This is a genomic window from Caballeronia sordidicola (genome assembly GCF_001544455.2).
GTDB lineage: Bacteria > Pseudomonadota > Gammaproteobacteria > Burkholderiales > Burkholderiaceae > Caballeronia > Caballeronia sordidicola.
The window spans coordinates 105,080-130,892 of record NZ_FCOC02000011.1 but is presented as its reverse complement, the minus strand read 5'-3'; the positions used below and the strand labels follow the sequence as shown (position 1 = coordinate 130,892).

The window sequence follows — 25,813 nt, the reverse complement described above, 5'->3', positions numbered from 1 at the left end:
ATCGCGCTTCACCGCTGTTGCCAGCCGAGCGTGATATAGGCGCCGCGCCGTGGCGTGTTGTACGAATACGCAAGCTGATAGTCCTTGTTGAACAGGTTGTCGATGCGCGCGCCGACGTACCACGACTTCGTGATGTCATATCGCGCCGACAGATTCACCAAACCATAACCGCCGAGCGTGGAATCGAAGTCCTCGCGTGCGCCGCTCGTGATCCATTCGCCGCCAACGCGCCAGCCGCCTATCGACCGGTTCACGGCGAGCGTCGCAAAACGCCGGGCGCGGCGCGTGAGGTCCTGCTGATTGGTTTCATCGACAGGATTTTGCAGCGTGAACGACGCGCGGACATCCGTGCGTCCCACATGCCCTTGCCACGATCCTTCAAGCCCCTGCACCTTCGCGCGCCCCACATTCTGCGCGATAAAAAAGCCGCTGCCGTCCGACACGTAGTCGATCAGGTTCGTGTAACGCGTCTGGAATGCGGTCAGCCGCAGGATTCCCACCGCGCCCGATGCATATTGCAACGCGCCTTCGACCGAGTGGCTGCGCTCGGGTTGTATCGATGGATTGCCGCTGAACGGATAGTACAGATCGTCGAAGCTCGGCGCGCGGAATGCATCGGAATAGCTGAGCGTGGCTTTCCAGTGGGCATCGAAATAGTAGCCGTAGCCGAGGTAATAACTATTGGCGCCGCCAAAATCCGAATACTGGTCGCGCCGCACGTTCGCCTGAAATTGATTCGCGCCGAAGTTGCCCACGTAACCCGCGAAACCCGAATTCACATGGCGATCCGGCGCGGTGAGCTGATCCGAATCCAGCGTCTGGTCGAGATGTTCATAGCCGAACACAAACTTGTGATCCGGCGTCAGCGCGAGATCGTTCTGCCAGGTGTATTGCCGGTTTTCAGAATTGAACTTGCTGTTGTAGACGCCGTTCAACTCCGTGTTCGCACGATCCTGCCCCTGCGCCACGGTGAAATGCGTGGTCCAGTTATCGGTGATCTTGCCGTTCGCAAACACCGAAGTAGAGCGCACGCGGTTGTGCGATTCGTTGTCGTCGGTGGGCAGGCCGAAAGCGTTGTCGAAACTATTGATACCGTTCGATTGCAGGAAGCGCACGCCCGCGTCCCATTTGCTCGAGAACTGGTGCCGCAACGTTGCCGACACGCTCTCGTTGAGATAGCCGTTCGCGTTCGGGTTCACATTCGGCGAGGTTGCCGGATCGATCGATGAAAACCCGTCCGTCTTTTCGCGCGAGAGCGTCACGCTGAAGGTGGTGCGGCCGTCTTTATCGAGCGCGCCGTTTGCGCCAACCTGCTGGCGCTGCGTGTGATAGCTGCCTACCTCGGTCTCGAAGTTGAAGCGCGGCGGATGATCGCCGCCGTCCTTCGTGAAGATCTGCACGACGCCGCCCACCGCATTCGATCCGTACAGCGCCGACACATTACCGTTCACCACTTCCACGTGGTCGATCTGATCGAGCATGAGTTGCGAGAGTTGCGCGGCGCTCAGTCCGGCGGATTCCACCCGCACGCCATCGATCAACACGAGCGACTGCGCCGACGACGCACCGCGCAAGAACAAGCTCGCGCTCGAACCCGGGCCGCCGTTGCGCGTGATCTGCGCGCCTGCGCCGAGCGCGAGCAGGCCGGCGACGTCGGTGGCGTTGGTATCGGCGATATCCTGCTGATCGAAAAGCGTTGTCTGCGCGATGGAATCGGCGAGTTTTTGCGGCGCACGAGTCGTCGTCACCACGACGGGCGCAAGCGTGACAGGTTCGCTGGAACCCACGGTAGTTGCCGATACGGACTGGGCACTCGCGACAACGGGTAAACTGCCGCAAAGCAGCAGCACGGCGCGGGTAATGGGTGAAACCATGATGTAGGACGATCCGGTAAATGCATGCGCGACCCGCTCCCCGCAAGTCCATGCGTGACGAGCACGGCCGCGAGGCGATGCTCTCCCCGAGGCCGGTATCCGGGCTGACGACGCGTCGGCCCGCCTTCCCGCGCCAAAGGCGCAGTGGCATAAGCGTGGCGTCCGTGCCATTTCGAGTCGTGAAATGCCGTTGAAATGCCGCGAGGCGGCCGGACGTTACGCGTGGGACCGGCTTGCAACTTGCGTTGCGGTCGCTTACCGTTGCGGGGGCAGCGCAGGTTGGCGCGGTCCAGGCGGACCTTGCTCCCTGCTTCCCGTTTAACTGCGCATGCTGGATCAAGCGTGCGCGAGCACCAAGGTGGCGCGAGTTTAAGAGCGGCGCGCGAACCCGTCAAGAAAGCGGGAACATGCCGCCGTGCGGGACATTGCCGCATTTGATCGGGCGTTCGATTCACCCGTGTTTTCATGCGGTCCGACAAGTTTCGAACAAACTTGAAGCGGTACTTTGAAAAGCGTCGATTGGCTCGCCGTCACGCAGTCAATGGCGGCGGAATTTAACTGGATAAATCATTTCCCCTTACGAATAAAGGCTCGCGCCAATGCATTGACTTCCAACTGCTGTTACGTCTGGAAACGAACCAAATTTCTGAAGCGCCAGCGAAGCGCGCTAAAATGCGAGGTCTTAAGAGGACGCAGCACATGCTCAACGAACTCGAATCACTGTCACAAAATATTGGCCGGCTGATCAAGATCAGCGAACGCCATCATCAGGCGCATGACGCAATTGCCCAGCAACTCGACCAGTTGCGCGCGGAGTTTGCGGGTGCGCAGAAAGAACTCGCGCAAATGCGCGAGGAACGCGACGCCCTGATGGCGGAGCGTGATTCGTTATCGGCGAAAATCGACGATGCGCAAGTTCGTCTCAACGCAATTCTCGAAAAATTGCCGCGCGCGAAAAGCGCACCCGAGCCGGATAACCAGCTTGCCCTTTTGCCTCCTGATGCCAGCATCGAACCGGACACCGCCGAAGCGGCGCACGGCGCGTTGCACGAGGAATCACACCATCACGGAGAAAAGGCATGACGACCAAGCAGATCGAGGTATCCATTCTTGGCGCGCCGTACCGCCTCGCTTGCTCGCCAGAAACGGAAGGTGCACTGCGTGAAGCGGTTGCGCGCGTGGACGCGGAAATGTCGAAGGTGCGCAATGCAAGCAGCGTGCGTGGCATGGATCGGATTGCGGTAATGGCGGCGTTGTCGCTTGCGTCGGAATTGCTCAAGTTGCAGAACAGCGTGCGTCACGGCGAAGCGTTCCCTGCCGAAGAAATTCGCCGCACCATGCATCAAATGAATGAACAGCTTGGCGTGGTGATTTCACAATACGAAGCGCAGTGAATTCCAGCGTGCACATGTTTGCTAACGCTTGGGGCGCATGTGATGTCGTGGACGTTATTGCATTGCGCACACGGTTCGACGCCATGCAATCGACATAAAGTTTTCCTGTATCAGTGCTGCATCGTCGGGACGATTGGTGTACAGTGATTGCTCCCTGCCTGGTTTGCCAAGGTCATATATTCCTTGAACCAATGCCATTGTGCACGGTTGTGGGATCTTGTAGCACTGGCGAGCGCGTCACTCTGTCTGATGAGCCCAAGGTGTTGCTTACTGCGACCAATCTTGAACCCAGGTTCAGGATGCCGGCCTAGCGGCTTGGGCGGGGACCTGATTGAGCAGCATGTGCGAAGTTGCGCGCAAGGCTGCACGTAACATGCTTGACCCAAGTGAACGGCGTCGGAAATTTCCGATGCCGTTTTCTTTTGTACGGGTGTGCTGTGAACATTCAAGCAGCGCATCTTTTTCCGCGAGCCACGTTCATGCGCTATTGGCTGATGAAGTCGGAACCGGACGAAGCGAGCATCGACCATCTCGCGCATGCTCCGAAAAAAACCTTGCCCTGGACTGGCGTGCGCAATTACCAGGCGCGCAACTTCATGCGCGACGGCATGCAGATCGGCGACGGCGTTCTCTTTTACCACTCGAGTTGTCCGCAGCCGGGCATTGCCGGTATTGCGAAAGTATCGTCCGCGGCTTACCCCGATCCCACGCAGTTCGATTCATCCAGTCCTTACTACGATCCAAAGTCATCGCCGGAAAAGCCACGGTGGCTTCTTGTCGATGTTCACTTCGTCAAGAAGACACCGCTCATCCCGCTTTCCGCGCTTCGCGATCACGCAGAGCTTGCCGACATGCAGGTGCTTGCGCGAGGCAATCGTTTATCGATCACGCCTGTGACCGAGGCGCAATGGCGCTTTATCACCGAACATTTTTTGTAACGTCATTAAAGGAAACTGAAGGGAACTTCGTGAGCACGTGCGTCAACTAAGCATCGGTCACAATGACGTGCACTCATGCATACGGAGTTAATCGATGACAAAGAAAAACACCACTTCGGCACTCGCGGCCATTGCCCTTCTTGCAGGCGCTGCCATGGCGCAGGGCGCGTCCGCGCAAAACGTGGTGACGCAGGCGCAGCCTTCGGGCGTGTTGTCGCTTTCTGCGCAAGCAAGCGAAGACGTGCCGCAGGACGTCGTTGATATCACCTTGTTTTACGAGCAGGAAGCGAAGGACGCGGCGTCATTGACGAGCGTGCTCAATCAGCGCGCCGACGCCGCGCTGCGCATGGCGAAGGGCGTCGAAAACGTGACGGCCCATAGCGGCGCGTTCACCGTTTATCCATCGACGGATCGCGATGGCCGTATTTCCGCGTGGCGCGGTCGCACGGAAGTCGTGCTGGAATCGAAGGACTTTACGGCCGCAACGAAGCTCGCCGGGAAAATGAGCGATTCCATGCAGGTGGGCAGCGTGACCTTCTCGTTGTCGCCCGAGGCGCAGCGCGAGGCGGAGCAAAAGCTTTCCACGCGGGCAATCGCTTCGTTCAAGCAGCAGGCGCAGGCTTCGTCGCAGGCGTTCGGCTATAGCGGCTATGCAATTCGTGAAGTGAATATCGGGCATAACGGCTCGTCGCCGCGACCGGTGATGATGATGGCAGCCAGGAGCATGAGCGCAGACGCAAAGATGGCCGCGCCCATGGCGCTTGAAGCGGGCACGTCGACCGTGACCGTGAATGTGTCCGGGTCGGTGCAGATGAATCGTTAAACGCGTCGGCTTGACGGTTTAATAGAGCATTGGTAACGCGTTAAAAAGCCTCGCTCCGCGCGAGGCTTTTGTCGTTCTGCGCGAGTTGATTCGGCAATCAGGATACTTTCGCGGGTTTTGAAGGCATGGCGCGTTCTCTCTTATACGACCAGATCAGCAAACCAATTCCCACGATAATCATTGGCAGGGAAAGCCATTGGCCCATCGATAGATTTGCAGCCAGCAAGCCGAGATAATCATCCGGCTCGCGAGCAAACTCCACGGTAAATCGCGCGACGCCATAACCAATTAGAAACACCGCCGAAATCGCGCCAACCGGCCGCTGCTTCCTCGATATCAGCCACACCACAATAAACAACGCAAAACCTTCCAGCGCAATCTCATATAACTGCGACGGATGGCGCGGCAACATCTGATATCGGTCGAAAATCGCGCGCAAATGCCACTGCGCATCCAGATCGGGATGCTTTTGCAGCCAGATGGCGTCATCGGCGGAAGCGTTCTGGAACAACATGGCCCAGGGCGCATTCGGATTCGTGACGCGGCCCCACAATTCGCCATTGATGAAATTGCCGAAGCGGCCCGCGGCAAGGCCTAGCGGCACCATGGGCGCGACGAAATCAGTGACCTGCAGCCACGTGCGCTTGCGCTGCCACGCGAACACGATCATTGCGGTAATCACGCCGAGCATGCCGCCGTGAAAGGACATCCCGCCTTCCCATACCTTGAAGATATCGAGTGGATGGGCGAGATAAAAACTCGACTTGTAGAACACCACATAGCCCAGCCGGCCGCCCAGGATCGTGCCGAGCACGCCGTAAAACAAGATGTCGTCGATATCTTTCGTGGTCCAGCCCTGCGCCGACACGTAAGGCAGACGCAGCCGGATCCGTCCGATCACAATGCACTGGATGAAAGCCAGCAAATACATGAGGCCATACCAGCGCACGGCGAGCGGGCCCAGATGAATGGCGATGGGATCGAAATTCGGGTGAATGAGCATGTTTCTATTTACGGGGTGAAGTCACGGCAGCGCCGGGACGGTGGCTGCATGAGCGCGCACTATATCGATAAAACCGGCGAGCACCGGGCTGACCTCCGCCGCGCGCCAGACGAGTCCGGTCTCGACCACGAGCCCGGATTCGAGCAACGGACGATACACCACTCCGGTCCTTCGCAGATGACGCAGCGACTGCGGCACGAGCGCGACGCCCATTCCAGCCGACACCAGACTGACAATGGTCTGCATCTGGATAGCCTCCTGCCCGATACGCGGAATCAGCCCGGCCGCGCCATAGCAGCCCATAATCATGTCATAGAAATCCGGCGCGAGACGGCGCGGAAAGACGATGAGCGGGGCATCGGCGAGTTGATGGAGGCTCACCGGCGTGTCCGACCACTCGGCGGCGCCCTGCCCGAGTCCGGCGGCGGCGTCGCTCGACATCGCGATGACAAGCGGCTCGCGCGCGATCGGCAGATACGACAGCGCAACGGCGTGGCGCGGCGGCAGGGGCGGGATGACAAGGCCGGCATCGATACGCCCGGCGACCAGTTCCTCCACCTGCACGTCGCTGGTTGCTTCCACGAGTTGCAGTCGCACGCCGGGATAACGCGCGCCGAAATCGCGCAGCAACAGCGGCAGCAGCCCGTAATCCGCGGTGGAAACGAACGCCAGCGACAACACGCCCGCTTCGCCTCGCGCGAGCGACTGCGCGAGCGGCCTGAGAGAATCAGCGCCCGCCAGCAGCCGGCGCACCTCCGGCAGCAGATCCTTGCCAACCGGCGTCAGCTCGACCGAGCGCTTGGTGCGCACGAACAGCGCCACGCCGAGCATCTCTTCGAGCGAGCGGATGGCCTGCGATAACGGCGGTTGCGTCATCGCGAGCCGCGCCGCGGCGCGCCCGAAGTGCATTTCCTCCGCAACGGTCACAAAATATCGCAACAATCTGAGTTCGATGTTTCGCGTTTCCACTGATACCTTCCACGACCTAATCGACCCTGAATAATATATTGGACACGCGTTCGCAGAAGCTCCATCCTTCTGCGATCAGATAAAAATATTCCCAAGGAGCCCCCACATGGCCTTCAATCGCCGCTCGAAAAACATCACGCAAGGCGTTGCGCGTTCCCCGAACCGCTCTATGTATTACGCCCTCGGCTACAAGGAGGAAGACTTCGACAAGCCGATGATCGGCATCGCGAACGGTCATTCCACCATCACGCCGTGCAATTCGGGTTTGCAAAAACTGGCCGATGCCGCTGTCGAATCCATTCGCAAATCGGACGCGAATCCGCAGATCTTCGGCACGCCGACGATTTCCGACGGCATGTCGATGGGCACCGAAGGCATGAAGTACTCGCTCGTCTCGCGCGAAGTGATCGCGGATTGCATTGAAACAGCGGTGCAAGGCCAGTGGATGGACGGCGTGGTCGTGATCGGCGGCTGCGACAAGAACATGCCGGGCGGCATGATCGGCCTCGCGCGCATGAACGTGCCGGGCATCTACGTGTATGGCGGCACCATTCGGCCGGGCAACTGGAAGGGCAAGGACCTGACCATCGTGTCGTCGTTTGAAGCCGTGGGCGAGTTCTCGGCCGGACGCATGTCGAAGGAAGATTTCGACGGCATCGAGAAAAACGCGTGTCCGTCGAGCGGATCGTGCGGCGGCATGTACACGGCGAACACCATGAGCTCGTCGTTCGAGGCGCTCGGCATGTCGCTGATGTATTCGTCGACGATGGCCAATCCCGACGAGGAAAAAGTCACGTCCGCGGCGGAATCGGCGCGCGTGCTGGTCGAAGCCGTGAAAGCCGACCTCAAGCCGCGCGACATCATCACGAAGAAATCGATAGAAAACGCCGTCGCGCTGATCATGGCAACGGGCGGCTCGACCAACGCCGTGCTGCATTACCTCGCGATCGCGCACGCGGCGGAAGTCGAATGGAGCATTGACGACTTCGAGCGCATGCGCAAGAAAGTGCCGGTGATCTGCAACCTGAAGCCATCGGGTCAATACGTGGCGACCGATCTTCACAAGGCTGGCGGCATTCCACAAGTGCTCAAGATCCTGCTCGATGCAGGCATGCTGCACGGCGATTGCATCACGATCACGGGCAAGACCATTGCGGAAGAACTGAAGGACGTGCCGTCGAAACCGCGCGCTGGCCAGGACGTGATTTTCCCCATCGACAAAGCGCTTTACGACGAAGGCCACCTCGCGATCCTGAAGGGCAACCTGGCGACGGACGGCGCGGTCGCCAAGATCACCGGCCTGAAGAATCCGGTCATCACGGGCCCGGCGCGCGTGTTCGAGGACGAGCAAAGCGCAATGAGCGCGATCGTCGCGGGGCAGATCAAGGCGGGGGATATCGTGGTGTTGCGTTATCTCGGGCCGCAAGGCGGTCCGGGCATGCCGGAAATGCTGGCGCCGACCTCGGCGATCATCGGCCAGGGGCTGGGCGAATCCGTGGGCCTCATCACCGACGGCCGTTTCTCCGGCGGCACGTGGGGCATGGTCGTGGGTCACGTTGCGCCGGAAGCGTTCGTGGGCGGCACGATTGCGCTGGTCAAGGAAGGCGATTCGATCACTATCGACGCCCACAAGCTGCTCCTGCAACTGAACGTGGACGATGCTGAAATCGAACGCCGGCGCGCCGAGTGGAAAAAACCCGCGCCGCGTTATACCCGCGGCGTCCTGGCCAAATACGCAGCACTGGCCATGCCGGCGAACAAGGGCGCGGTGACGGGCTGATCTTTGGTTCGCAGCCGAACGTCCAGGGGCGCACGATGCAGATCGTGCGCCCCTCGTCTTTTATACTGTGGCGCGGCGGCCCAGATAAAACAGCGGAGACCACATGGCGTTCGGTATTCGATTCGGCAGATGGATAATTGCGTGGATGCTCGTTTGCGGCGCAGCAAACACCCACGCGCAGCAGCCGTCAGACGCCGCTACTCAGACGGCCGATCCGCGTCTCGTGCTTGCTCAGGGCAGCAACTGCATGAGCTGCCATTCAATTTCCCGCGATTTCATGGGGCCGTCATTCAGGCACATAGCCGCCCGATACGCGGACGTTTCCGGCGCCCGCGCCATGTTGGCGCGCAAGATTGCGGAAGGCGGTGTGGGCGACTGGGGCGTGGTGCCAATGCCTGCCAATACGCAGGTCACGCCCGATCAGGCGCACGCATTGGCGGACTGGATTCTCTCGATGAAATCGAATTGATCAGGCGCGGCCGCGCCGTTCGAGTTCGTCTGCAACCGCTTCGCGCACCCACTCGGTCAACTCGGTTTCAAGCGCCAGCGCGACTTCGCGCGTGATCTGGCTGACGAGCCACGTGGAATGTTCCTGCAACGATTCCCGGCATCGCTCTTCAATCAACGCGCGGCCATCGCCGGTGAGGAAATGCGTAAAGCGCCCGCGCAGCCTTTCCGCGATCTGATCGGCGTCGCGATCCGTGCCGCGCGTGACTTCGTCGGACAAAGCCACCTGCGACAACACCGGCTCGGGTGCGCGCGGCGCCACGCGGGCGCGCTCGGGACGTCCCGGTACGATTACATCGGTGAGAACGGGGATGGAGGAATCGAAATTATCGGGTGATTCAGCCGTATCGGGCGCGGTGGTGATGGGCACGAGTGGACTCCGTCTTGATGGCAGGCATGAGTTGACGCTTACGGCCGGCGTTTTTGGGGATCATACCCTGTACCCGGCCGCGCGCCATCCCGGAGGTTTCACGCTCCCGCGCCCTGTTTGTAGTTGTTGAGCACATAACCCCGGTCACGATAGAACCGGTAGCGCTCGCGCCCGGCCACGAGTTCGTGTTCGTCATTGCCGACGACTTCCAGCAGGCGCTCGAAGCGCGCGAATTGCGGCGGCACGGCAGCGCCAAGGTTCAGCAGGATCTGATGCTGCTGGTTTTCCAGCACCGCGTCCAGCGACGCCGCCAGCAACACCGGCGTGTCTGCCGCCAGCGCGCTGTCCGCCATGCAATGCGGCACGAACTCGAGCGCCTTGAACGTCCACAACTGTTCGTCGAAACGCTTGAGCCGCTCGGATTCGGCCAGCACGACCAATGGCTGGCCGCTCATATACGCCTTGCGCGCAAGGCGGCAGGCGTACGCGATCGAGTCACCCACATTCGAATGAAAGTCGATACGCGTCATGCCCGCGCCTCCGGGTTAGTGCTCGGTGCAACCAAGCTCATTGTCCCGCGCGATCCACGAGGAATTGCGTGAGCAACGGCACCGGACGGCCCGTTGCGCCTTTCGCTGCGCCGCTTTTCCAGGCCGTACCCGCAATATCGAGGTGCGCCCACGGATAGTTCTGCGTGAAACGCGACAGGAAACACGCCGCGGTGATTGCGCCGCCCGGCCGTCCGCCAATGTTCGCGACATCGGCGAAATTCGACTTCAGCAGATCTTGGTATTCCTCGTCGAGCGGCATGCGCCAGGTCGGGTCGACTGCTTCCTTCGATGCATCCAGCAACTCGCCCGCCAGCGCGTCGTCCTTCGAGAACAGGCCCGTGTTGTGGTGGCCGAGCGCGACCACGCACGCGCCGGTCAGCGTGGCGATATCGATCACGGCGGACGGTTTGAAGCGCTCCACGTAGGTCAACGCGTCGCACAGGATCAGGCGGCCTTCGGCGTCGGTGTTCAGCACTTCAATAGTCGTGCCGGACATGGACGTGACAATGTCGCCCGGCTTCACGGCGTTGCCGGCGGGCATGTTTTCGCAGGTCGGAACCACACCGATCACGTTGAGCTTCAATCCCATTTCCGCGATGGCGCGCATGGTGCCGAACACGGAACCGGCGCCGAGCATGTCGTACTTCATCTCGTCCATGCTGTCGCCCGGCTTGATGGAAATGCCGCCGGTATCGAATGTAATGCCCTTGCCCACGAGCACCACCGGCGCCGCCTTGGCGCCCGCGCCCTGATGATGCATCACGATAAACGCCGGCGGTTCGACAGAACCCTTCGCCACCGAGAGGAACGAGCCCATGCCCAGCGCCTCGATCTGCTTCTGGCCGAGCACTTCGACCTTGAGCTTGAAGTCCTTACCGAGTTTTTTCGCGGTCTGGCCGAGGTAGGTCGGCGTGCAGACGTTCGGCGGCAAATTGCCGAGATCGCGCGTCAGGTCCATGCCGTTGGCAAGCGCCGTGGCATGCTTGACCGCGAGCTTTGCGGCTTTTTCGTCGGTTGCGTCGATGCTGAACACGACCTTTTTCAACGCACGATTGCCGTTTTCCGGCTTGCTCTTCATTTGCGTGAACTTGTAGGTCTGCTCGCGCAGCGCGAGGATGGCGCAGCGCACGCCCCAGTCGCCGGTGCGCTCCGGCACGGGCAACTGGGCCAGCGTGAACGCGACATTTGCGATCTTCGTGGCGAGCAGCGCGCGCCACGCCGCGCGTGCGGCTTCCGTGTAAGCCTTCTGGTTGAAACCGTCCTGCTTGCCGAGACCAACCAGCAAGATGCGCGATGCCCCCAGGCCCGTCACTTCGGTCAGCATCAGCGTGGAACCTGCCTTGCCGCTCATGTCGCCGGCTTTCACTGTGCGCGTGAGCAGACCCTTGGTCGCCAAATCGATCTCGCGGGCAGCGCCCGTCAACGTCTGCGCTTCGAACACGCCGAGCACTACTACATCGGCTTTTCCATTAAGGAAACCATTTGCCGAGCCTTTGCTCCAATCACAGGCTTTTATGCTAAAGTCCATCGCGCTTATCCTCGGATAAAATCTTGGCTGAAGGCTGAAAGCCGCAATTATCCGCTATTTTTTCCGAGGCGGTCACAGGTAGCGATGCCTGGATCGAATGTCTGCCCTCATGACTTCGTCCAGTTTGCACGTTTGTCATCGCATGGCGGCCAGATGCGACCGCCAAGATGGGCCCGCACATCGTCCAACCATCCGTCGCCGCCGGCTTCAAGCTATCAATCAATGATCTTCCAACGCTCCCTTCAGCGTGAACTCGCGTACACCGCCGGCGCCGTATTCATGGTGCTGCTGACCATCATGCTGACGACCATGATGATCCGCATCGTCGGCTTCGCGGCGTCAGGCCAGGTCGATCCACGCGACGTTGTCGTGCTGATCGGGCTCACGGTGATCGGCTATCTCGCCGTGATGCTGATCGTCACGCTGTTCGTGTCCATTCTCTTCGTGCTGACACGGTGGTATCGCGACTCGGAAATGGTCGTATGGCTCGCCTCGGGCGTGAGCCAGACCGCGCTGATCAAACCGGTCGCCCAATTTTCCACGCCGATCATCATCCTGATCATTTTCTTCGCGTTCGTCGGCTGGCCGTGGTCGAACCAGCAGAGCAAGCTCATCAAGGCGCGCTTTCAACAACGCGATGAAGTGTCGCTCCTCGCGCCTGGCCAGTTCCGCGAATCGCCCACGAGCCACCGCGTGTTTTTCATCGAGAAGATGTCGCCGGATCAGGGCCACGTGCAAAACGTGTTCGTGACGAGCACGGAAGGCGGCAAGGTGAACGTGGTGGTATCGAAGAACGGCCATACCGAAACGCACGCGAACGGCGACCGTTTCGTCGTGCTCGAAAATGGCCGCCGATACGACGGCGTTCCCGGACAGCCGAACTTCCGGATCATGGAATTCGAGCGCTACGGCGTGAAGATCCAGAGCCAGCAGTTCGTGAATACGCCATCGACTACGGGCATGTACACGAACGAGCTGCTGGCCAACCCAAGCCGCACGAATCTCGCCGAAATCGCGTGGCGCGCCGGACTGCCGCTCATCGCGATCAACCTCATGCTGCTTGCCATCCCGCTTTCGTACCAGAATCCGCGACGCAGCCGCACCATCAACCTCGTCATGGCCGTGCTGATCTATTTGACCTATTCGAACCTGCTGAACGTGGTGCAGTCGTGGATTGAACAGGGGCGGGTTTCGTTCGGCGTCGGGCTGGTCGGACTGCACATACTTGTTTCGCTGCTGGTGGCGTTCATTTTCTGGATGCGCATTCGCAATCGGCCGCTGTTCCGGTGGTCGAACCTGATGCGTTCGAAAGGGGCCTGACGCATGCGCATTTACGAACGGTACTTCGCGCGTCAGATCTATCTCGCGTTTATTTTCATCCTGTTTGCATTCTCCGGCCTGTTCTTCTTTTTCGACGTGGTGGTATCGAAGAACGGCCATACCGAAACGCACGCGAACGGCGACCGTTTCGTCGTGCTCGAAAATGGCCGCCGATACGACGGCGTTCCCGGACAGCCGAACTTCCGGATCATGGAATTCGAGCGCTACGGCGTGAAGATCCAGAGCCAGCAGTTCGTGAATACGCCATCGACTACGGGCATGTACACGAACGAGCTGCTGGCCAACCCAAGCCGCACGAATCTCGCCGAAATCGCGTGGCGCGCCGGACTGCCGCTCATCGCGATCAACCTCATGCTGCTTGCCATCCCGCTTTCGTACCAGAATCCGCGACGCAGCCGCACCATCAACCTCGTCATGGCCGTGCTGATCTATTTGACCTATTCGAACCTGCTGAACGTGGTGCAGTCGTGGATTGAACAGGGGCGGGTTTCGTTCGGCGTCGGGCTGGTCGGACTGCACATACTTGTTTCGCTGCTGGTGGCGTTCATTTTCTGGATGCGCATTCGCAATCGGCCGCTGTTCCGGTGGTCGAACCTGATGCGTTCGAAAGGGGCCTGACGCATGCGCATTTACGAACGGTACTTCGCGCGTCAGATCTATCTCGCGTTTATTTTCATCCTGTTTGCATTCTCCGGCCTGTTCTTCTTTTTCGATCTGATCAATGAACTGAACACCGTCGGGCATGGCAACTACAAGTTCGGCCTGGCCGTGCTGCGCGTGGCGCTTCAGACGCCGTCGCGATTCTACGAAATCATCCCGGTCGCCGCGCTGATCAGCGCAATTTATGTGTTCGCGCAAATGGCCGCGGCCTCCGAGTTCACCATTTTCCGCGTATCGGGATTGTCGACTGGCAAGGCGCTGCGGTCGCTGCTGAAGATCGGCATTCCAATGGTCCTGCTCACCTACGTTATCGGCGAAGTCGTGGGTCCCTATTCCGATCAGCTCTCGGAGAGGGTTCGGCTGGAGGCGCTCGGGTCGTCAGTATCGATGAACTTCGAATCCGGCGTCTGGGTGAAGGACACGCTGACTGCGCGCGCCGATGGCGAGCCGGTTACGCGATTCGTGAACGTTGGCACGCTGAATCCGGACACGACCATTGCCGATGTGCGCATCTACGAGTTCGATTCGTTGCTGCACCTGACCAATGTGCGCATTGCGAAAAGCGGCGTGTATCAGCCGCCCGGTCACTGGAAGCTCACGGGCGTGACGGACACGCAACTCGTCGATGCACCGCCGCAAAAGGTGAATCCCGGCGACGCGCTCAATCCGGTTTATCGGGCGCAGCAGACCACGCTGCCGGAATATTCGTTGCGCTCCGAGTTGACGCCGCAGATTTTGTCGGTGCTGCTGGTGTCGCCCGACCGCATGTCGATGTTCAACCTGTTTCGCTACATTCAGCATTTGACGGAGAATCATCAGGACTCGCAGCGTTATCAGATCGCGTTCTGGCGCAAGATTCTTTATCCCCTCGCGGTGCTGGTGATGCTGGTACTGTCGCTGCCGTTCGCGTACCTGCATACGCGCGCTGGCGTCGTGGGCGTGAAGGTTTTCGGCGGGATCATGATCGGGATGAGCTTCCAGTTGATCAACACGCTGTTTTCTCACATCGGTACGTTGAATACGTGGCCCGCGCCCGTAACGGCCGCGGCGCCCGCGCTGGTCTATTTGATCGTCGGGTTGATCGGTTTGCGCTGGGTCGACCGGCATTAGGTTTTCGCCTCTGCGGAGCACGCAATGAGCAAGCACGGCATGATTCTGTTCGGCCACGGCGCACGCGATCCGCGCTGGGCCGAGCCCTTCGAGCGACTGGCGGCGAAGCTGCGCGCTCAGCGCAGCGATCCGGTGGCGCTTGCGTTCCTTGAATTGATGACGCCGGATTTACCCACGGCCATTGAAAAGCTCGGATCGGACGGCTGCGATGGCATGACCGTCGTGCCCGTGTTTTTCGGCCAGGGCGGCCATATCCGGCGAGACCTCCCGGAATTGCTGGAACGGTGCCGCGCAATGTTTCCATCGATAGAGATCAAGTGCGCGACGGCGGTCGGTGAAGACGACACTGTGCTTGATGCCATTGCGCGATATTGCCTGGAGCAAGTTAGCTAACCCCGGCAACGCACCAGATTAAAAAAATAGTCATATCTGACCACTTAAGGTTGTTAATTGGTCAGATATGACTATTTTTTTACCTTAAAATTTTATATTTTGCTATTTTTGTCTATACTGAATAACTAAGCGGATTTATATGTCAGATAAGACAAAATGAAACGGAACAACAAGGAATTCATTTCGCCGGAACTGGACCAACGCGCAACGTTGTTCGGACGCGCAGTCGCAGCCGCGCGTATCGCGCGCAACATGACGAGGCAGGATTTTTCCGAACGTGCCAACATCAGCCCAAGCACACTGGTACGTATCGAAAGTGGCGACGTTTCAGTGAGCTTCGCGTCGTGGCTCCAGGCATTCGACCGGGCAGGCCTTCTCGGAACACTCGAACCGCTCGCAAATCCACAAAACGATCGAATAGGCGAAGCACGCCGTCAGATAGAGTCCCGCGTGCGCCCACGCAAGAGCGCATCGAAGACAGACGACTATGATTTCTAGTACGTCGACCTGGAGCAAGTACGTCTTCATTGCACTCGAGGGCGCGGCCGATGCCGTTCCGGCTGGAAAGCTTGAACTCCTTGAAGAAGGCATCAAGCCGATTGCATCGACGTTCGTCTATGGCAACAAATATCTGCAACGCGCAAATGCTGTAGCCGTAGACCCCGTCAGCATGCCTCTGCACGAAGCGAAAAAATCCAGGGAAACGGTCTTTCAACCGCCGGCAGGACTGGCGCTGTTTGGCGCGATTCGGGATGCGGCGCCGGATTCATGGGGCAGGCGCGTGATCGAAAATATGTTGCGCGCAGCCCCTGACGGCTTGCCGGAAACCGAATACCTTGCTCATGCTGGTCCACACCGGACTGGCGCGCTGGATTTCAGAGATGCCCCGAATGCGCCCGCGGAGCCCGGCAAGCTGCCCGATGCAAAATCGCTCACCTATCTGCTCGACGCAGCCGCGATGATCCAGGACGGCAAGCCGGTTCCAAAGAAATTGCAACTGCTTTTCAGCGTCGGGGCGACTTTTGGCGGGGCAAGGCCCAAAGCGGTTCTACTCGACGACAACCGCCAGTGGGTCGCGAAATTTCCCGTCGCCCGGGATGGTTTCAACGTGCCTCTGGTGGAACGCGCGACGCTGGAACTCGCCCGCCAGTGCGGCATGCGGGTTCCAGAGACCCGGTCCATCCACCTGCCCGATGGACGCGACGTCATGCTGATCGAGCGGTTCGATCGCATGCTGTTGCCCGAGGGGAGCTTTGGAAAACGGCATGTGGTCAGCGCGCTAACGATGCTCAAGATGCACGAAAGCGATACAGCGTCCGCAAGCTATACGGACTTGGCCGATACACTCAGCGATCATGGCGCGACCGGCTTTGTCGCGGCCGACAAGACCGAGTTGTTCAAGCGCATGGTGTTCAACATCCTCGTGACAAACGACGACGATCATCTTCGCAATCATGCGTTCGTGTGGGACGGGGCCAAGAAGGGATGGCGACTGAGCGACCTGTACGATGTCGTGCCGAAGCCTCAAGTCGGATCCGAACGTTTCCTGGTGCTTGGCGTTGGTCCCGCCAAAGGCAGACTTGCAACGCTCGATAACGCGCTCTCCGCTGCGGGGCGGTTTGGCCTGCTGAAACATGTGGCTGCTGAAATCATCCAGCATCTCTCGGGCGTTGTGCGCGAGTGGCGAACCTGCTTCGAAGCGTTCGATGTCCCCAAGACCGAGTGCGACAAGATCGCCTCGGCGTTTCGCAAGCCGCAGAGCATCGGGCTGCGCGAAGTAGAAAAAACCTGAAATAAAAAAGCCCCTGCCGTTGATATGCAGGGGCTCTTGTTCAACCAGCAAGCAAGCCATCAAGCCGCTACTTGCAGCACCGCTTTTACCTGCCCGGCCGCTGCCAACGTCCGCTCCGCAAAGGCCTCGCCGATCATCAGCAAACTTGGCTGCGACGCATCGAGCCATGCCTGTGCGTCGCCACGCGCCATTTCGCCCAGGGTCAACGTCAGCGAGCGCTCGCGCTCCGTACTGCAAGCCTCGACGATGGCAACCGGCGTCGACCCCGGCCGCCCTGAATCGATGAGTTGCTGCGCAATGTCCGGCGCGCTGTCGCGGCCCATATAGAATACGAGTGAATCGGCGCTTGCCTGTTCGCGGATCTCGTCGCTGCTCGGCGCGCGGCTGTACGTTGCCAGAGCCACACTCCGCGATACTCCGCGCAACGTCAGCGAGCGCTTCAGCGTCGCCGCGCTCGCCAGCGCCGCCGTGATTCCGGGCACGACCTCATACTCGATACCCGCCGCTTCCAGCGCGCGCATTTCTTCGTCGGCGCGACCGAAAAGCATGGGGTCGCCGCCCTTCAACCGCACGACGACGTCATGTTCGAGCGCGGCATCGACGATCTGCTTGTTGATGAAATGCTGCGCCGTCGACCGCTGCCCGCAGCGCTTGCCGACCGCAATCTTGCGTGCGTCAGGCGCGTAATCCAACATGGCCGGCTCGATCAGCGCATCGTGCAGAACCACCTGCGCCTCGCTCAACAAGCGCGCGCCGCGAACGGTGATCAGGTCCGCAGCACCCGGCCCCGCGCCGATCAAATACACCTTTCCCATAGTCATCGCTCAGGCTGAGAACGAGCGAATCATCCCGGCCGCAACCGTGTGATGCGTCGCTTCGTCGATAAGAACAAACGCGCCCGTGCCCTGATGCGTATCGTAGGCATCGCAGACAATCGGCTTTTGCAGCGTCAGCGCCACGCGGCCAATGTCGTTCATGTTCAGGTCACGGCGGTCCACGGAGTGCAGCAATGTATGCACGTCGAGCACTTCCTTGATCGCGCCGATGCGCGCGAACACCGTGTTCGTGGTCTGCTTGAGCAGATACTTGCGCTGCGGCGAAAGCGGCTCTTCGTCGAACCAGCAGAGGTCTGCATCCAGCTTCTTCGCCGGCTCGATCCTGGCGCCCGTGCCATTGCGCGGCACAAATGTATCGCCGCGCGACACGTCGACATCTTCCGCGAGACGGATCGTCACCGTCTGACCCGCGAACGCGCGATCCACCTGCCCAACACCGCCCGGCACCGGCGCGATGATTTCGGCCACGGTTGCGTCGCGATTGGCGGGCAGCACGGTGATCGTGTCGCCAAGCTTCACTTCGCCCGATTCGACGCGCCCCATATAACCGCGAAAATCGTCGGCCTTGCTGCCGTCCTGGCGCGCGACCCATTGCACCGGAAAACGCAGCGCCTGATCGACGGGCTGCGCAACCGGCAGCGCTTCGAGCAGATCGAGCAGCGGTTCGCCCGCGTACCAGGGCATGCGCTCGCTGGCCGTCACAATGTTGTCGCCCTTGAGCGCCGATACCGGCACAAAGCGCACGTCGCCGATACCAAGACGTTGCGCGAGGCTCACGTAAGCGTCGCGGATTTCATTGAAACGCGACTCGCTGAATTCGACCAGGTCCATCTTGTTGATCGCAACGATCACATGCTGCAGTCCAAGCAACTTGACGATGGCGCTATGACGCACCGTTTGCGGGAGCAGTTGCGCAACGCCGTCCTTGAACGTGACGCGCGTGGCGTCCACCAGAATGATCGCCGCGTGCGCCGTCGATGCACCCGTCACCATGTTGCGCGTGTACTGCTCGTGCCCGGGGGTATCGGCAATGATGAACTTGCGCTTCGCGGTCGCAAAATAACGGTACGCCACGTCGATGGTAATGCCTTGCTCGCGCTCCGCTTCGAGGCCATCGGTCAGCAGCGACAAATCGATTTCATCGCCGACGGTGCGCTTGTTTTTCGCACGCGACAACGCCGACAACTGATCCGACAACACCGCCTTGCTGTCGAACAGCAGGCGGCCGATCAGCGTGCTCTTGCCGTCGTCCACGCTGCCTGCCGTGATGAATCGCAATACGCCGAGGTCTTCGGGTTGATGAATACTCATGGTGTTTCCCTGTTCCTTGTGTGCGGCGCGATGCTTAGAAATAGCCTTGTTTCTTGCGGGTTTCCATCGCGGCTTCGGACGCCTGATCGTCCATGCGCGTGGCGCCGCGCTCCGTGATTTCCGTCACGGCCGTTTCTGCGATGATCTTCTCGACATCGTCGGCATCGCTCGCAACCGGGCACGTGCAACTGATGTCGCCAACCGTCCGGAAACGCACCAGCGCTGTTTCCGACACTTCGCCTTCCTGCAACGGCGTAAGCGGCGTCAGCGGCACGAGCAAGCCGTTGCGTCGAATGATCTCGCGGTTGTGCGCGTAATAAATCGACGGTAATTCAAGCTTCTCACGAGCGATGTATTGCCAGATATCCAGTTCGGTCCAGTTCGAAATCGGGAACACGCGCAGATGTTCGCCGTTATGCAGGCGCGCGTTATAGATACTCCACAATTCCGGGCGCTGCGCTTTCGGATCCCACTGGCCGAATTCATCGCGGAAAGAGAAGATGCGCTCTTTCGCGCGAGCCTTTTCTTCGTCGCGACGCGCGCCGCCGATCAATGCCGTATACGCATGTTCCTCGATGGTCTCGAGCAACGTCACCGCTTGCGCGGCGTTACGCGAATCCGTTTCGCGACGCAGGCGCACAGTGCCTTTCCTGATCGAATCCTCGACGTGACCCACCACGAGTTCCGCATCAATTTCAGCGGCGCGGCGATCGCGGAAGTCGATCACTTCATCGAAGTTATGGCCGGTGTCGATGTGAACCAGCGGGAACGGCAGCACCGTCTTGCGGCCCGATCCGAGACCAAATGCCTTCAACGCGAGATGCAGCACGACGACCGAATCCTTGCCGCCTGAAAACAGCAAGGCGGGCTTGCTGCATTCGGCGACGAGTTCACGCAGGATATGAATCGACTCTGCTTCGAGCCAGTCGAGATGGTCCATCCGCGTTTCGCGATTCGCGATGGGCGCGGGGACGGTTGAATCGAGCGTGCTGCTCATATGCGTCGTTCCTTGGTTGCTTTGCATGGCACCACGTGGCGGCGCCATGCGTCAATATCAATACGTTTAGAGCGCCGAACTCGGCGCTGCGCTGCGGTCTTCCACAACCCGGATGTTCGTGATGTGCAAGCCGCATTCCTTCGTGTCCCGCGATTCCCACCACCAGCGCCCCGCCCGGCTGTCTTCGCCCGGACGGACCGCACGCGTGCACGGCTCGCAGCCAATGCTCGGGTAACCGCGCGCATGCAGCGGGTTGACCGGGACATCGAAGGCTTTCAGATAGTCCCAGACTTGCGCCTCGGTCCAGTCCGCGAGCGGATTGAATTTCGCGATTCCGCGCGGCGCGTCGTGCTCTTCCTCATGCAGTTCCACACGCGTTACCGACTGCTCGCGACGCTGTCCCGTGACCCACGCGCTTACGTTGCTCAATGCGCGATTCAGCGGTTCGACCTTGCGGATTCCGCAACAGCTTTTGCGCAGATCGACGCTTTCATAGAACGCGTTCAGGCCGTGATCGCGAACGTATTCTTCGACCGCTTCGGGCAGCGGATGAAACTGCTCGATATCGTAACCATACCGCTCTTTTACGCGATCGATCATGCCCAGCGTTTCAGCATGCAGACGGCCGGTGTTGAGCGAAAAGATGCCGATCTTCGCGCCGCGCGAAAGGATCGCGTGCGTGAGCAACATGTCTTCGGCGGCGAGGCTGCTGGCTAGTTTGACGTTCGCATGACGTTGCGCAATGGAATCGAGCAACGAGTCAAGGCGTTCGACCTTGGCTTGCAGTTCGGCATTCATGCAGCCGCCTCCGCTGCTTTTTCACGGCGGCGGAACAGCGGGTTGGGGTCGTCGACCGCGCCTTGATACGGAATGCTCAGTTCACCGAATGCATTCAGGGCATCGTGGATGTCCTTGTCGGCGCGAACGGCGAAGGCGTCGAAACCGCAACGCGCGTGAAAGCGCAACTGGTCGCGCAATACGTCGCCGATTGCCCGCAACTCACCCGTCCACTGATAACGCTCGCGCAGCAGACGGCCGATGCTGAAGCCGCGGCCATCGCTGAACTTGGGGAAATCGACGGCGATCAGCGCGATCTTGTCGAAGTCTTCAACCAGTTCGGCAGGTTCGTCGTCAGGAGCAAGCCAGATGCCGATAGGTTCCTTCTTGTGCGCCGAGCTGAGCGACGCCTTGTGCTCTTTCCACCACGTGAACGGCACGATCACCTTCCCGGGCAGGAGCGCATCGACCGCCGGCAGCGCGCCGTCTTCACCGGCACGCACCACATGCCAGTCGTCTTCGACCACTTCGCGATTCTTGATAATCAAAGCCATGTGCAATATTCCTTAGCGACTCAACTTAACGTTTCAGGCATGCGCCGGCTGGCGCGACGCGTACACCCGTTCCTTGAACGGCGCAATGCCGATACGGCCATACGTCTCGATGAACCGCTCGCCTTCAATACGATTCTCAACGAACGTATCGATCACTTGCGACACCACGTCGGGCATTTCTTCCGCCGAGAACGACGGGCCAATCACGCGGCCGAGATGCGCGCCTGTTGCACCCGAGCTTTGCTCGCCGCCAAGCGTTACTTGATACCACTCCGAGCCGTCCTTATCGACACCTAGAACACCGATGTTGCCAATGTGATGATGACCGCACGCGTTGATACAACCCGAGATGTTCAGCGTCAGGTCGCCCAGGTCGTACACATAGTCGAGATCGCTGAAACGTTCCTGAATGGCTTGTGCAATCGGAATGGACTTCGCGTTTGCAAGCGAGCAGAAATCGCCGCCCGGGCATGCAATGATGTCGGTGAGCAAACCAATATTCGATGTCGCAAAACCCAGCGCCTTCGCGCGTTCCCACACCGTGAACAAGTCGCGCTTCTTCACGTTTGCAAGGATCAGGTTCTGCTCGTGCGAGACGCGGATTTCACCGAACGAGAATTCATCGGCGAGATCGGCGACCGCGTCCATCTGCACGTCCGTTGCATCGCCCGGCGCAATGCCCGTGGGCTTCAGCGACAAGGTCACGGACGCATAGCCCGGCACCTTGTGCGGCCGCACGTTGCGCTCGATCCAGCGTGCGAACGGCTTGCTTTCAATGAGATGCTTTTCATACGACGCGTCCGTATCCGGCAGCTTTTCATAAGCAGGCGGCGCGAAGAACTGCGACACGCGCGTCACTTCTTCCTGCGTGAGCGTGGAGGGACCATCTTTCAGATGCGCCCATTCCTCTTCCACTTGCCGCGCGAATTTTTCGGGGCTCAGCGCCTTCACGAGAATCTTGATCCGCGCCTTATACATATTGTCGCGACGTCCGTAGCGGTTGTACACGCGCAATACCGCTTCGCAATACGTCAGCAAATGCTGCCACGGCAAATCTTCCTTGATCACCGCGCCGACAATCGGCGTGCGTCCCAGACCGCCGCCCGCGAGAATGCTCGCGACCACTTCGCCGGCTGCGTTCTTCTTGAGATACACGCCAAGATCGTGCACTTGCACGGCCGCGCGGTCTTCCACGGAACCGTTCACCGCAATCTTGAACTTGCGCGGCAGCCACGCGAATTCCGGGTGGAACGTCGACCATTGACGCAGGATTTCGGCCCACGGACGCGGATCGACGATTTCATCGGGCGCGACACCGGCGAACTGATCCGCCGTGATATTGCGGATGCAATTGCCCGAGGTCTGAATGCCGTGCATTTGCACCGACGCCAATTTGCGCAAGATTTCGGGCGTTTCTTCGAGCTTGATCCAGTTGAACTGAATGTTCGTCCGCGTCGAAAAGTGGCCGTAATGACGATCGTGTTCACGCGCGATAGTGCCAAGCATGCGCATCTGGTCGCTGCGCAGATTGCCGTATGGAATCGCGATGCGGTGCATGTACGCGTGGCGCTGCATGTAGAGCCCGTTCTGCAGGCGCAGCGGACGGAATTCCTCTTCGCTCAACTCGCCGGATAATCGGCGGCGCACCTGGTCGCTGTATTGAGCGACGCGTTCGTCGACGATTTTCTGGTCGATCTGATCGTATTGATACATTCGGGGGCCCCAGTTTTTAGTAGTTCCGTCAATACGGCGTCCTAGCCACGCCGTATCTCGAAATTAGTAGAGTCGCAAGCCGCAATGCCGTTCGGACATTGCCCTCATTTGCTTATGACAAATACAGATATCGATATTGGAAAAATTGTCTCGATGGTAATAAACTTCCTATATATTGCAAACGACTGATAAATTACTTTGATATGCGGATGGGTTATATATGAATCTGCACCAGTTCCGCTTCGTGCGCGAAGCCGTCCGGCAGAATTACAACCTCACCGAAGCCGCTAAAGCGCTGTTCACGTCGCAGCCGGGGGTATCGAAGGCGATCATCGAGCTTGAGGATGAACTCGGTGTCGAGATCTTCACGCGTCATGGCAAACGGGTACGTTCGCTGACGGAGCCGGGTCGGATTATCCTGGCATCTGTGGAAAAAATCTTGCAGGAAGTAGAGAGCCTGAAGCGCGTCGGTAAGGATTACGCGGCGCAGGATCAGGGCAACCTCGTGATTGCCGCCACGCACACGCAGGCGCGGTATTCGCTGCCGACCGCCATTGCGGAATTTAAGAAGCGATTTCCCAAAGTGCACCTTTCAATTCTGCAAGGAAGCCCGACGCAGGTCGCCGAGATGGTCATCCACGATCAGGCGGATATCGCGATTGCGACCGAGGCGATCGCCAACTATAAAGAACTGGTTTCGCTACCCTGCTTTCAGTGGCATCACGTCGCCGTCACACTGCCGGATCATCCACTGCTCGAGCGCAAGCTGCTCACGCTCGACGACCTCGCGCAATACCCGATCATCACCTACGACAACGCGTTCGCCGGGCGCTCGAAGATCAATCAGGCGTTCGCGCTGCGCAACCTGAGCCCGGACATCGTGCTCGAGGCCATTGACGCCGACGTGATCAAGACCTACGTGGAACTTGGCCTGGGCGTAGGAATTCTCGCGGATATCGCTTTCAATCCCGAACGCGATAAACATCTGCGCGCCATGCCCGTTGGCCATTTGTTCGGCACGAACGTCACGCGCCTCGCGCTGAAGCAAGGCGCGTATTTGCGCAGTTATGTATACACGCTCGTGGAACTGCTTTCGCCTTCGATGAACCGCAAACTGATCGAACAAGCGCTTTCCGGCGAGCACGAAAGCTACGAGCTTTGATCCGACTTTCCTAAACCACACTTAAACCATATCTCTTCGCGGAGACTCTCCAATGAAGTTGTCGAAGTTCATGCCGCCGGCGCTCGTGTTCGGCGCGCTCGCGGTTTTTAGCGCGGCGGCCACCGCGCAGTTGAAGGTTGGTATCGACTTGTCGAGCACAGGGCCGGCGGCCGCCATTGGCATCACGAGCAAGAACGCCATGCTGATGTGGCCGAAGACCATCGCGGGACAGCAGGCCGATTACATCATCCTGGACGACGGTTCCGATCCGGGCGCCGCCGTGCGCAACATCCGCAAGCTGATCACGGAAGACAAGGTCGATGTCATCGTCGGACCGAACATCACGCCGGCGGCGCTCGCGGCGCTTGATCCGGTCGCCGAATACCAGACGCCGATGATCACGCTGATCGGCTCGGCGTCCGTTGTGGAACCGCAGGAAGGCAAGAAAGTGTGGGCGTTCAAGATGGCGCAGACCGATCGCGCAATGGCCGACGTCATGACCCGCACCATGGTCACCCGGAATGTGAAGACGGTTGGCTTCATCGGTTTCGCCGATAGTTACGGCGATAGCTGGCTCAACGAGTTTTCGAAGTTCGCGGAGTTGCGGCATATCAAGGTGGTCGCGAGCGAGCGATTCAATCGAACCGATGCCAGCGTGACCGGCCAGATTCTCAAGCTCATGGCGGCGAAACCGGACGCGGTGCTGATCGCAGGCGCTGGTACGCCGACCGTGCTGCCGCAGCGCACGCTGGTCGAGCGCGGTTATAAAGGCGCGATTTACCAGACGCACGGCATTGCGACGCCGGAATTCATCAAGCTCGGCGGCAAGGACGTGGAAGGCACGCTGTTCCCGACACAACCGGTCGTGGTCGCGCGGACGCTGCCCGCGGATCATCCGTCGAAGAAAGCGGCGCTCGCGTTCGTGGACGCTTACGAGGCGAAGTACGGCAAGGGCACGGTAACCCAGTTTGCCGGCGATGCAGCCGGTGTTTATCCGCGCTTGCAGGATGCCGTCGGACGCGCGTTGAAGGCCGGGCAGCCTGGAACGCCAGCGTTTCGGGTTGCGTTGCGCTCGGAACTGGAACACGCGCATGAACTGGTCGTGCCGAACGGCGTGGTCAGTACCAGCGTCACGGACCACGTCGGTCTGGATCAACGGGCGAGCGTGATGGGCGTCATCTGGAGCGGGCAGTTCACGTATTTGAGCCAGTGAACATCGTGATCCGCGGCAAGCATTCAGAGGCTTGCCGCCGGAAACGAATTTAGGCATAATCGCTGACTTGCCGGTTGGCGTCGGATTTATTCCGTGTCTACCGGTCAAGTTCAAATGCTGTTTGCCCGGGTGGTGAAATTGGTAGACGCAGGGGACTCAAAATCCCCCGCCGCAAGGCGTGCCGGTTCGATTCCGGCCCCGGGCACCACGCAAAAGC

Annotated in this window: 25 protein-coding genes, 1 tRNA gene, 1 other RNA gene, 1 pseudogene and 1 riboswitch; of the genes and pseudogenes, 16 read left to right on the top strand and 12 right to left on the bottom strand. The window is 59.7% G+C overall.

Features of this window, described 5'->3' with window-relative positions:
* Window positions 1-8: 8 nt before the first annotated feature.
* Complete coding sequence (locus AWB64_RS18340; RefSeq protein ID WP_060856849.1) at window positions 9-1,874, bottom strand: TonB-dependent receptor domain-containing protein; 1,866 nt, start codon at window positions 1,872-1,874, stop codon at window positions 9-11.
* 72 nt (window positions 1,875-1,946) lie between these two features.
* Window positions 1,947-2,247: riboswitch (cobalamin riboswitch) on the bottom strand.
* Between the two features lie 326 nt (window positions 2,248-2,573).
* Between AWB64_RS18340 and AWB64_RS18335 the strand changes: the two genes are divergently transcribed.
* The 5 genes from AWB64_RS18335 (at window position 2,574) to AWB64_RS18315 (ending at window position 5,029) form a co-directional block, all read left to right on the top strand.
* Window positions 2,574-2,957, top strand: a complete 384-nt coding sequence (locus tag AWB64_RS18335) for a hypothetical protein (protein WP_060856848.1) — start codon at window positions 2,574-2,576, stop codon at window positions 2,955-2,957.
* Window positions 2,954-3,268: a cell division protein ZapA gene (locus AWB64_RS18330; protein WP_060856847.1), complete on the top strand. Its 315-nt coding sequence runs from the start codon at window positions 2,954-2,956 to the stop codon at window positions 3,266-3,268. The genes AWB64_RS18335 and AWB64_RS18330 overlap by 4 nt, the downstream gene beginning before the upstream one ends.
* Before the next feature lie 148 nt (window positions 3,269-3,416).
* Window positions 3,417-3,598: non-coding RNA, 6S RNA (ssrS, locus tag AWB64_RS18325), on the top strand.
* Between the two features lie 149 nt (window positions 3,599-3,747).
* Window positions 3,748-4,206 (top strand): EVE domain-containing protein, encoded by a 459-nt coding sequence (locus AWB64_RS18320; RefSeq protein WP_060856846.1) that lies wholly within the window; start codon window positions 3,748-3,750, stop codon window positions 4,204-4,206.
* Between the two features lie 94 nt (window positions 4,207-4,300).
* On the top strand, window positions 4,301-5,029 hold the full coding sequence (locus AWB64_RS18315; RefSeq protein ID WP_060856845.1) for an SIMPL domain-containing protein: 729 nt from the start codon (window positions 4,301-4,303) through the stop codon (window positions 5,027-5,029).
* Window positions 5,030-5,126: 97 nt separating this feature from the next.
* On the opposite strand, the gene lgt is transcribed toward AWB64_RS18315, so the two are convergent.
* Together lgt and AWB64_RS18305 are read right to left on the bottom strand one after the other, a co-directional pair.
* A complete protein-coding gene (gene lgt, locus AWB64_RS18310; protein WP_060856844.1) occupies window positions 5,127-6,032 on the bottom strand; it encodes a prolipoprotein diacylglyceryl transferase in 906 nt (301 codons plus the stop codon).
* Between the two features lie 21 nt (window positions 6,033-6,053).
* The gene (locus AWB64_RS18305; RefSeq protein ID WP_075643301.1) at window positions 6,054-7,001 is read right to left on the bottom strand and encodes a LysR substrate-binding domain-containing protein; all 948 of its coding nucleotides are present in this window, start codon (window positions 6,999-7,001) and stop codon (window positions 6,054-6,056) included.
* 106 nt (window positions 7,002-7,107) lie between these two features.
* Here AWB64_RS18305 and ilvD point away from each other — a divergent pair, with 106 nt between their 5' ends.
* Window positions 7,108-8,781 carry a dihydroxy-acid dehydratase gene (gene ilvD / locus AWB64_RS18300; RefSeq protein WP_060856843.1) on the top strand — a complete coding sequence of 558 codons (1,674 nt, stop codon included), beginning with the start codon at window positions 7,108-7,110 and terminating at the stop codon, window positions 8,779-8,781.
* Window positions 8,782-8,884: 103 nt separating this feature from the next.
* Complete coding sequence (locus tag AWB64_RS18295) at window positions 8,885-9,250, top strand: c-type cytochrome (RefSeq protein WP_063493237.1); 366 nt, start codon at window positions 8,885-8,887, stop codon at window positions 9,248-9,250.
* On the opposite strand, the gene AWB64_RS18290 is transcribed toward AWB64_RS18295, so the two are convergent.
* The 3 genes from AWB64_RS18290 to AWB64_RS18280 all read right to left on the bottom strand — a co-directional run bounded on the left by AWB64_RS18290 (window position 9,251) and on the right by AWB64_RS18280 (window position 11,737).
* Complete coding sequence (locus AWB64_RS18290) at window positions 9,251-9,658, bottom strand: DUF2486 family protein (protein WP_244164107.1); 408 nt, start codon at window positions 9,656-9,658, stop codon at window positions 9,251-9,253. It lies immediately after the preceding gene.
* Between the two features lie 98 nt (window positions 9,659-9,756).
* Window positions 9,757-10,188, bottom strand: coding sequence for a DNA polymerase III subunit chi (locus AWB64_RS18285; protein WP_060856842.1), 432 nt, complete (start codon window positions 10,186-10,188; stop codon window positions 9,757-9,759).
* 37 nt (window positions 10,189-10,225) lie between these two features.
* Window positions 10,226-11,737, bottom strand: coding sequence for a leucyl aminopeptidase (locus tag AWB64_RS18280; protein ID WP_060856841.1), 1,512 nt, complete (start codon window positions 11,735-11,737; stop codon window positions 10,226-10,228).
* A 222-nt stretch (window positions 11,738-11,959) separates the two neighbouring features.
* On the opposite strand from AWB64_RS18280, the gene lptF reads away from it, so the two are divergent.
* The 6 genes and pseudogenes from lptF (at window position 11,960) to AWB64_RS18250 (ending at window position 17,033) form a co-directional block, all read left to right on the top strand.
* On the top strand, window positions 11,960-13,057 hold the full coding sequence (gene lptF, locus AWB64_RS18275) for an LPS export ABC transporter permease LptF (RefSeq protein WP_060856912.1): 1,098 nt from the start codon (window positions 11,960-11,962) through the stop codon (window positions 13,055-13,057).
* Between the two features lie 93 nt (window positions 13,058-13,150).
* Window positions 13,151-13,696: pseudogene (locus tag AWB64_RS18270) on the top strand (LptF/LptG family permease); the annotation flags it as partial.
* Window positions 13,697-13,699: 3 nt separating this feature from the next.
* The gene (lptG, locus tag AWB64_RS18265) at window positions 13,700-14,848 is read left to right on the top strand and encodes an LPS export ABC transporter permease LptG (protein WP_060856840.1); all 1,149 of its coding nucleotides are present in this window, start codon (window positions 13,700-13,702) and stop codon (window positions 14,846-14,848) included.
* A 24-nt stretch (window positions 14,849-14,872) separates the two neighbouring features.
* The gene (locus AWB64_RS18260; RefSeq protein WP_060856839.1) at window positions 14,873-15,241 is read left to right on the top strand and encodes a sirohydrochlorin chelatase; all 369 of its coding nucleotides are present in this window, start codon (window positions 14,873-14,875) and stop codon (window positions 15,239-15,241) included.
* Window positions 15,242-15,397: 156 nt separating this feature from the next.
* Entirely contained in the window at window positions 15,398-15,739 is a 342-nt protein-coding gene (locus tag AWB64_RS18255) for a helix-turn-helix domain-containing protein (RefSeq protein ID WP_060856838.1), read from the top strand.
* The gene (locus AWB64_RS18250; RefSeq protein WP_060856837.1) at window positions 15,729-17,033 is read left to right on the top strand and encodes a type II toxin-antitoxin system HipA family toxin; all 1,305 of its coding nucleotides are present in this window, start codon (window positions 15,729-15,731) and stop codon (window positions 17,031-17,033) included. Before AWB64_RS18255 ends, AWB64_RS18250 begins: the two co-directional genes overlap by 11 nt.
* 59 nt (window positions 17,034-17,092) lie before the next feature.
* Here AWB64_RS18250 and cobA read toward each other — a convergent pair whose 3' ends face one another.
* From cobA to AWB64_RS18220, 6 genes are all read right to left on the bottom strand, one after another.
* Entirely contained in the window at window positions 17,093-17,848 is a 756-nt protein-coding gene (gene cobA / locus AWB64_RS18245) for a uroporphyrinogen-III C-methyltransferase (RefSeq protein ID WP_060856836.1), read from the bottom strand.
* A gap of 9 nt (window positions 17,849-17,857) precedes the next feature.
* On the bottom strand, window positions 17,858-19,180 hold the full coding sequence (locus tag AWB64_RS18240; protein ID WP_060856835.1) for a sulfate adenylyltransferase subunit 1: 1,323 nt from the start codon (window positions 19,178-19,180) through the stop codon (window positions 17,858-17,860).
* A 34-nt stretch (window positions 19,181-19,214) separates the two neighbouring features.
* Complete coding sequence (gene cysD / locus AWB64_RS18235) at window positions 19,215-20,177, bottom strand: sulfate adenylyltransferase subunit CysD (protein WP_060856911.1); 963 nt, start codon at window positions 20,175-20,177, stop codon at window positions 19,215-19,217.
* A 66-nt stretch (window positions 20,178-20,243) separates the two neighbouring features.
* Window positions 20,244-20,975 (bottom strand): phosphoadenylyl-sulfate reductase, encoded by a 732-nt coding sequence (locus AWB64_RS18230; protein WP_060856834.1) that lies wholly within the window; start codon window positions 20,973-20,975, stop codon window positions 20,244-20,246.
* Complete coding sequence (locus tag AWB64_RS18225; protein ID WP_060856833.1) at window positions 20,972-21,508, bottom strand: DUF934 domain-containing protein; 537 nt, start codon at window positions 21,506-21,508, stop codon at window positions 20,972-20,974. Before AWB64_RS18225 ends, AWB64_RS18230 begins: the two co-directional genes overlap by 4 nt.
* Window positions 21,509-21,541: 33 nt before the next feature.
* Window positions 21,542-23,221 (bottom strand): nitrite/sulfite reductase, encoded by a 1,680-nt coding sequence (locus AWB64_RS18220; protein WP_060856832.1) that lies wholly within the window; start codon window positions 23,219-23,221, stop codon window positions 21,542-21,544.
* Between the two features lie 220 nt (window positions 23,222-23,441).
* Between AWB64_RS18220 and AWB64_RS18215 the strand changes: the two genes are divergently transcribed.
* The 3 genes from AWB64_RS18215 (at window position 23,442) to AWB64_RS18205 (ending at window position 25,804) form a co-directional block, all read left to right on the top strand.
* Entirely contained in the window at window positions 23,442-24,383 is a 942-nt protein-coding gene (locus AWB64_RS18215) for a CysB family HTH-type transcriptional regulator (protein WP_060856831.1), read from the top strand.
* Between the two features lie 70 nt (window positions 24,384-24,453).
* Window positions 24,454-25,596, top strand: coding sequence for an ABC transporter substrate-binding protein (locus tag AWB64_RS18210; RefSeq protein ID WP_244164110.1), 1,143 nt, complete (start codon window positions 24,454-24,456; stop codon window positions 25,594-25,596).
* A 123-nt stretch (window positions 25,597-25,719) separates the two neighbouring features.
* A tRNA-Leu gene (locus AWB64_RS18205) sits at window positions 25,720-25,804 on the top strand.
* Window positions 25,805-25,813: the final 9 nt, after the last annotated feature.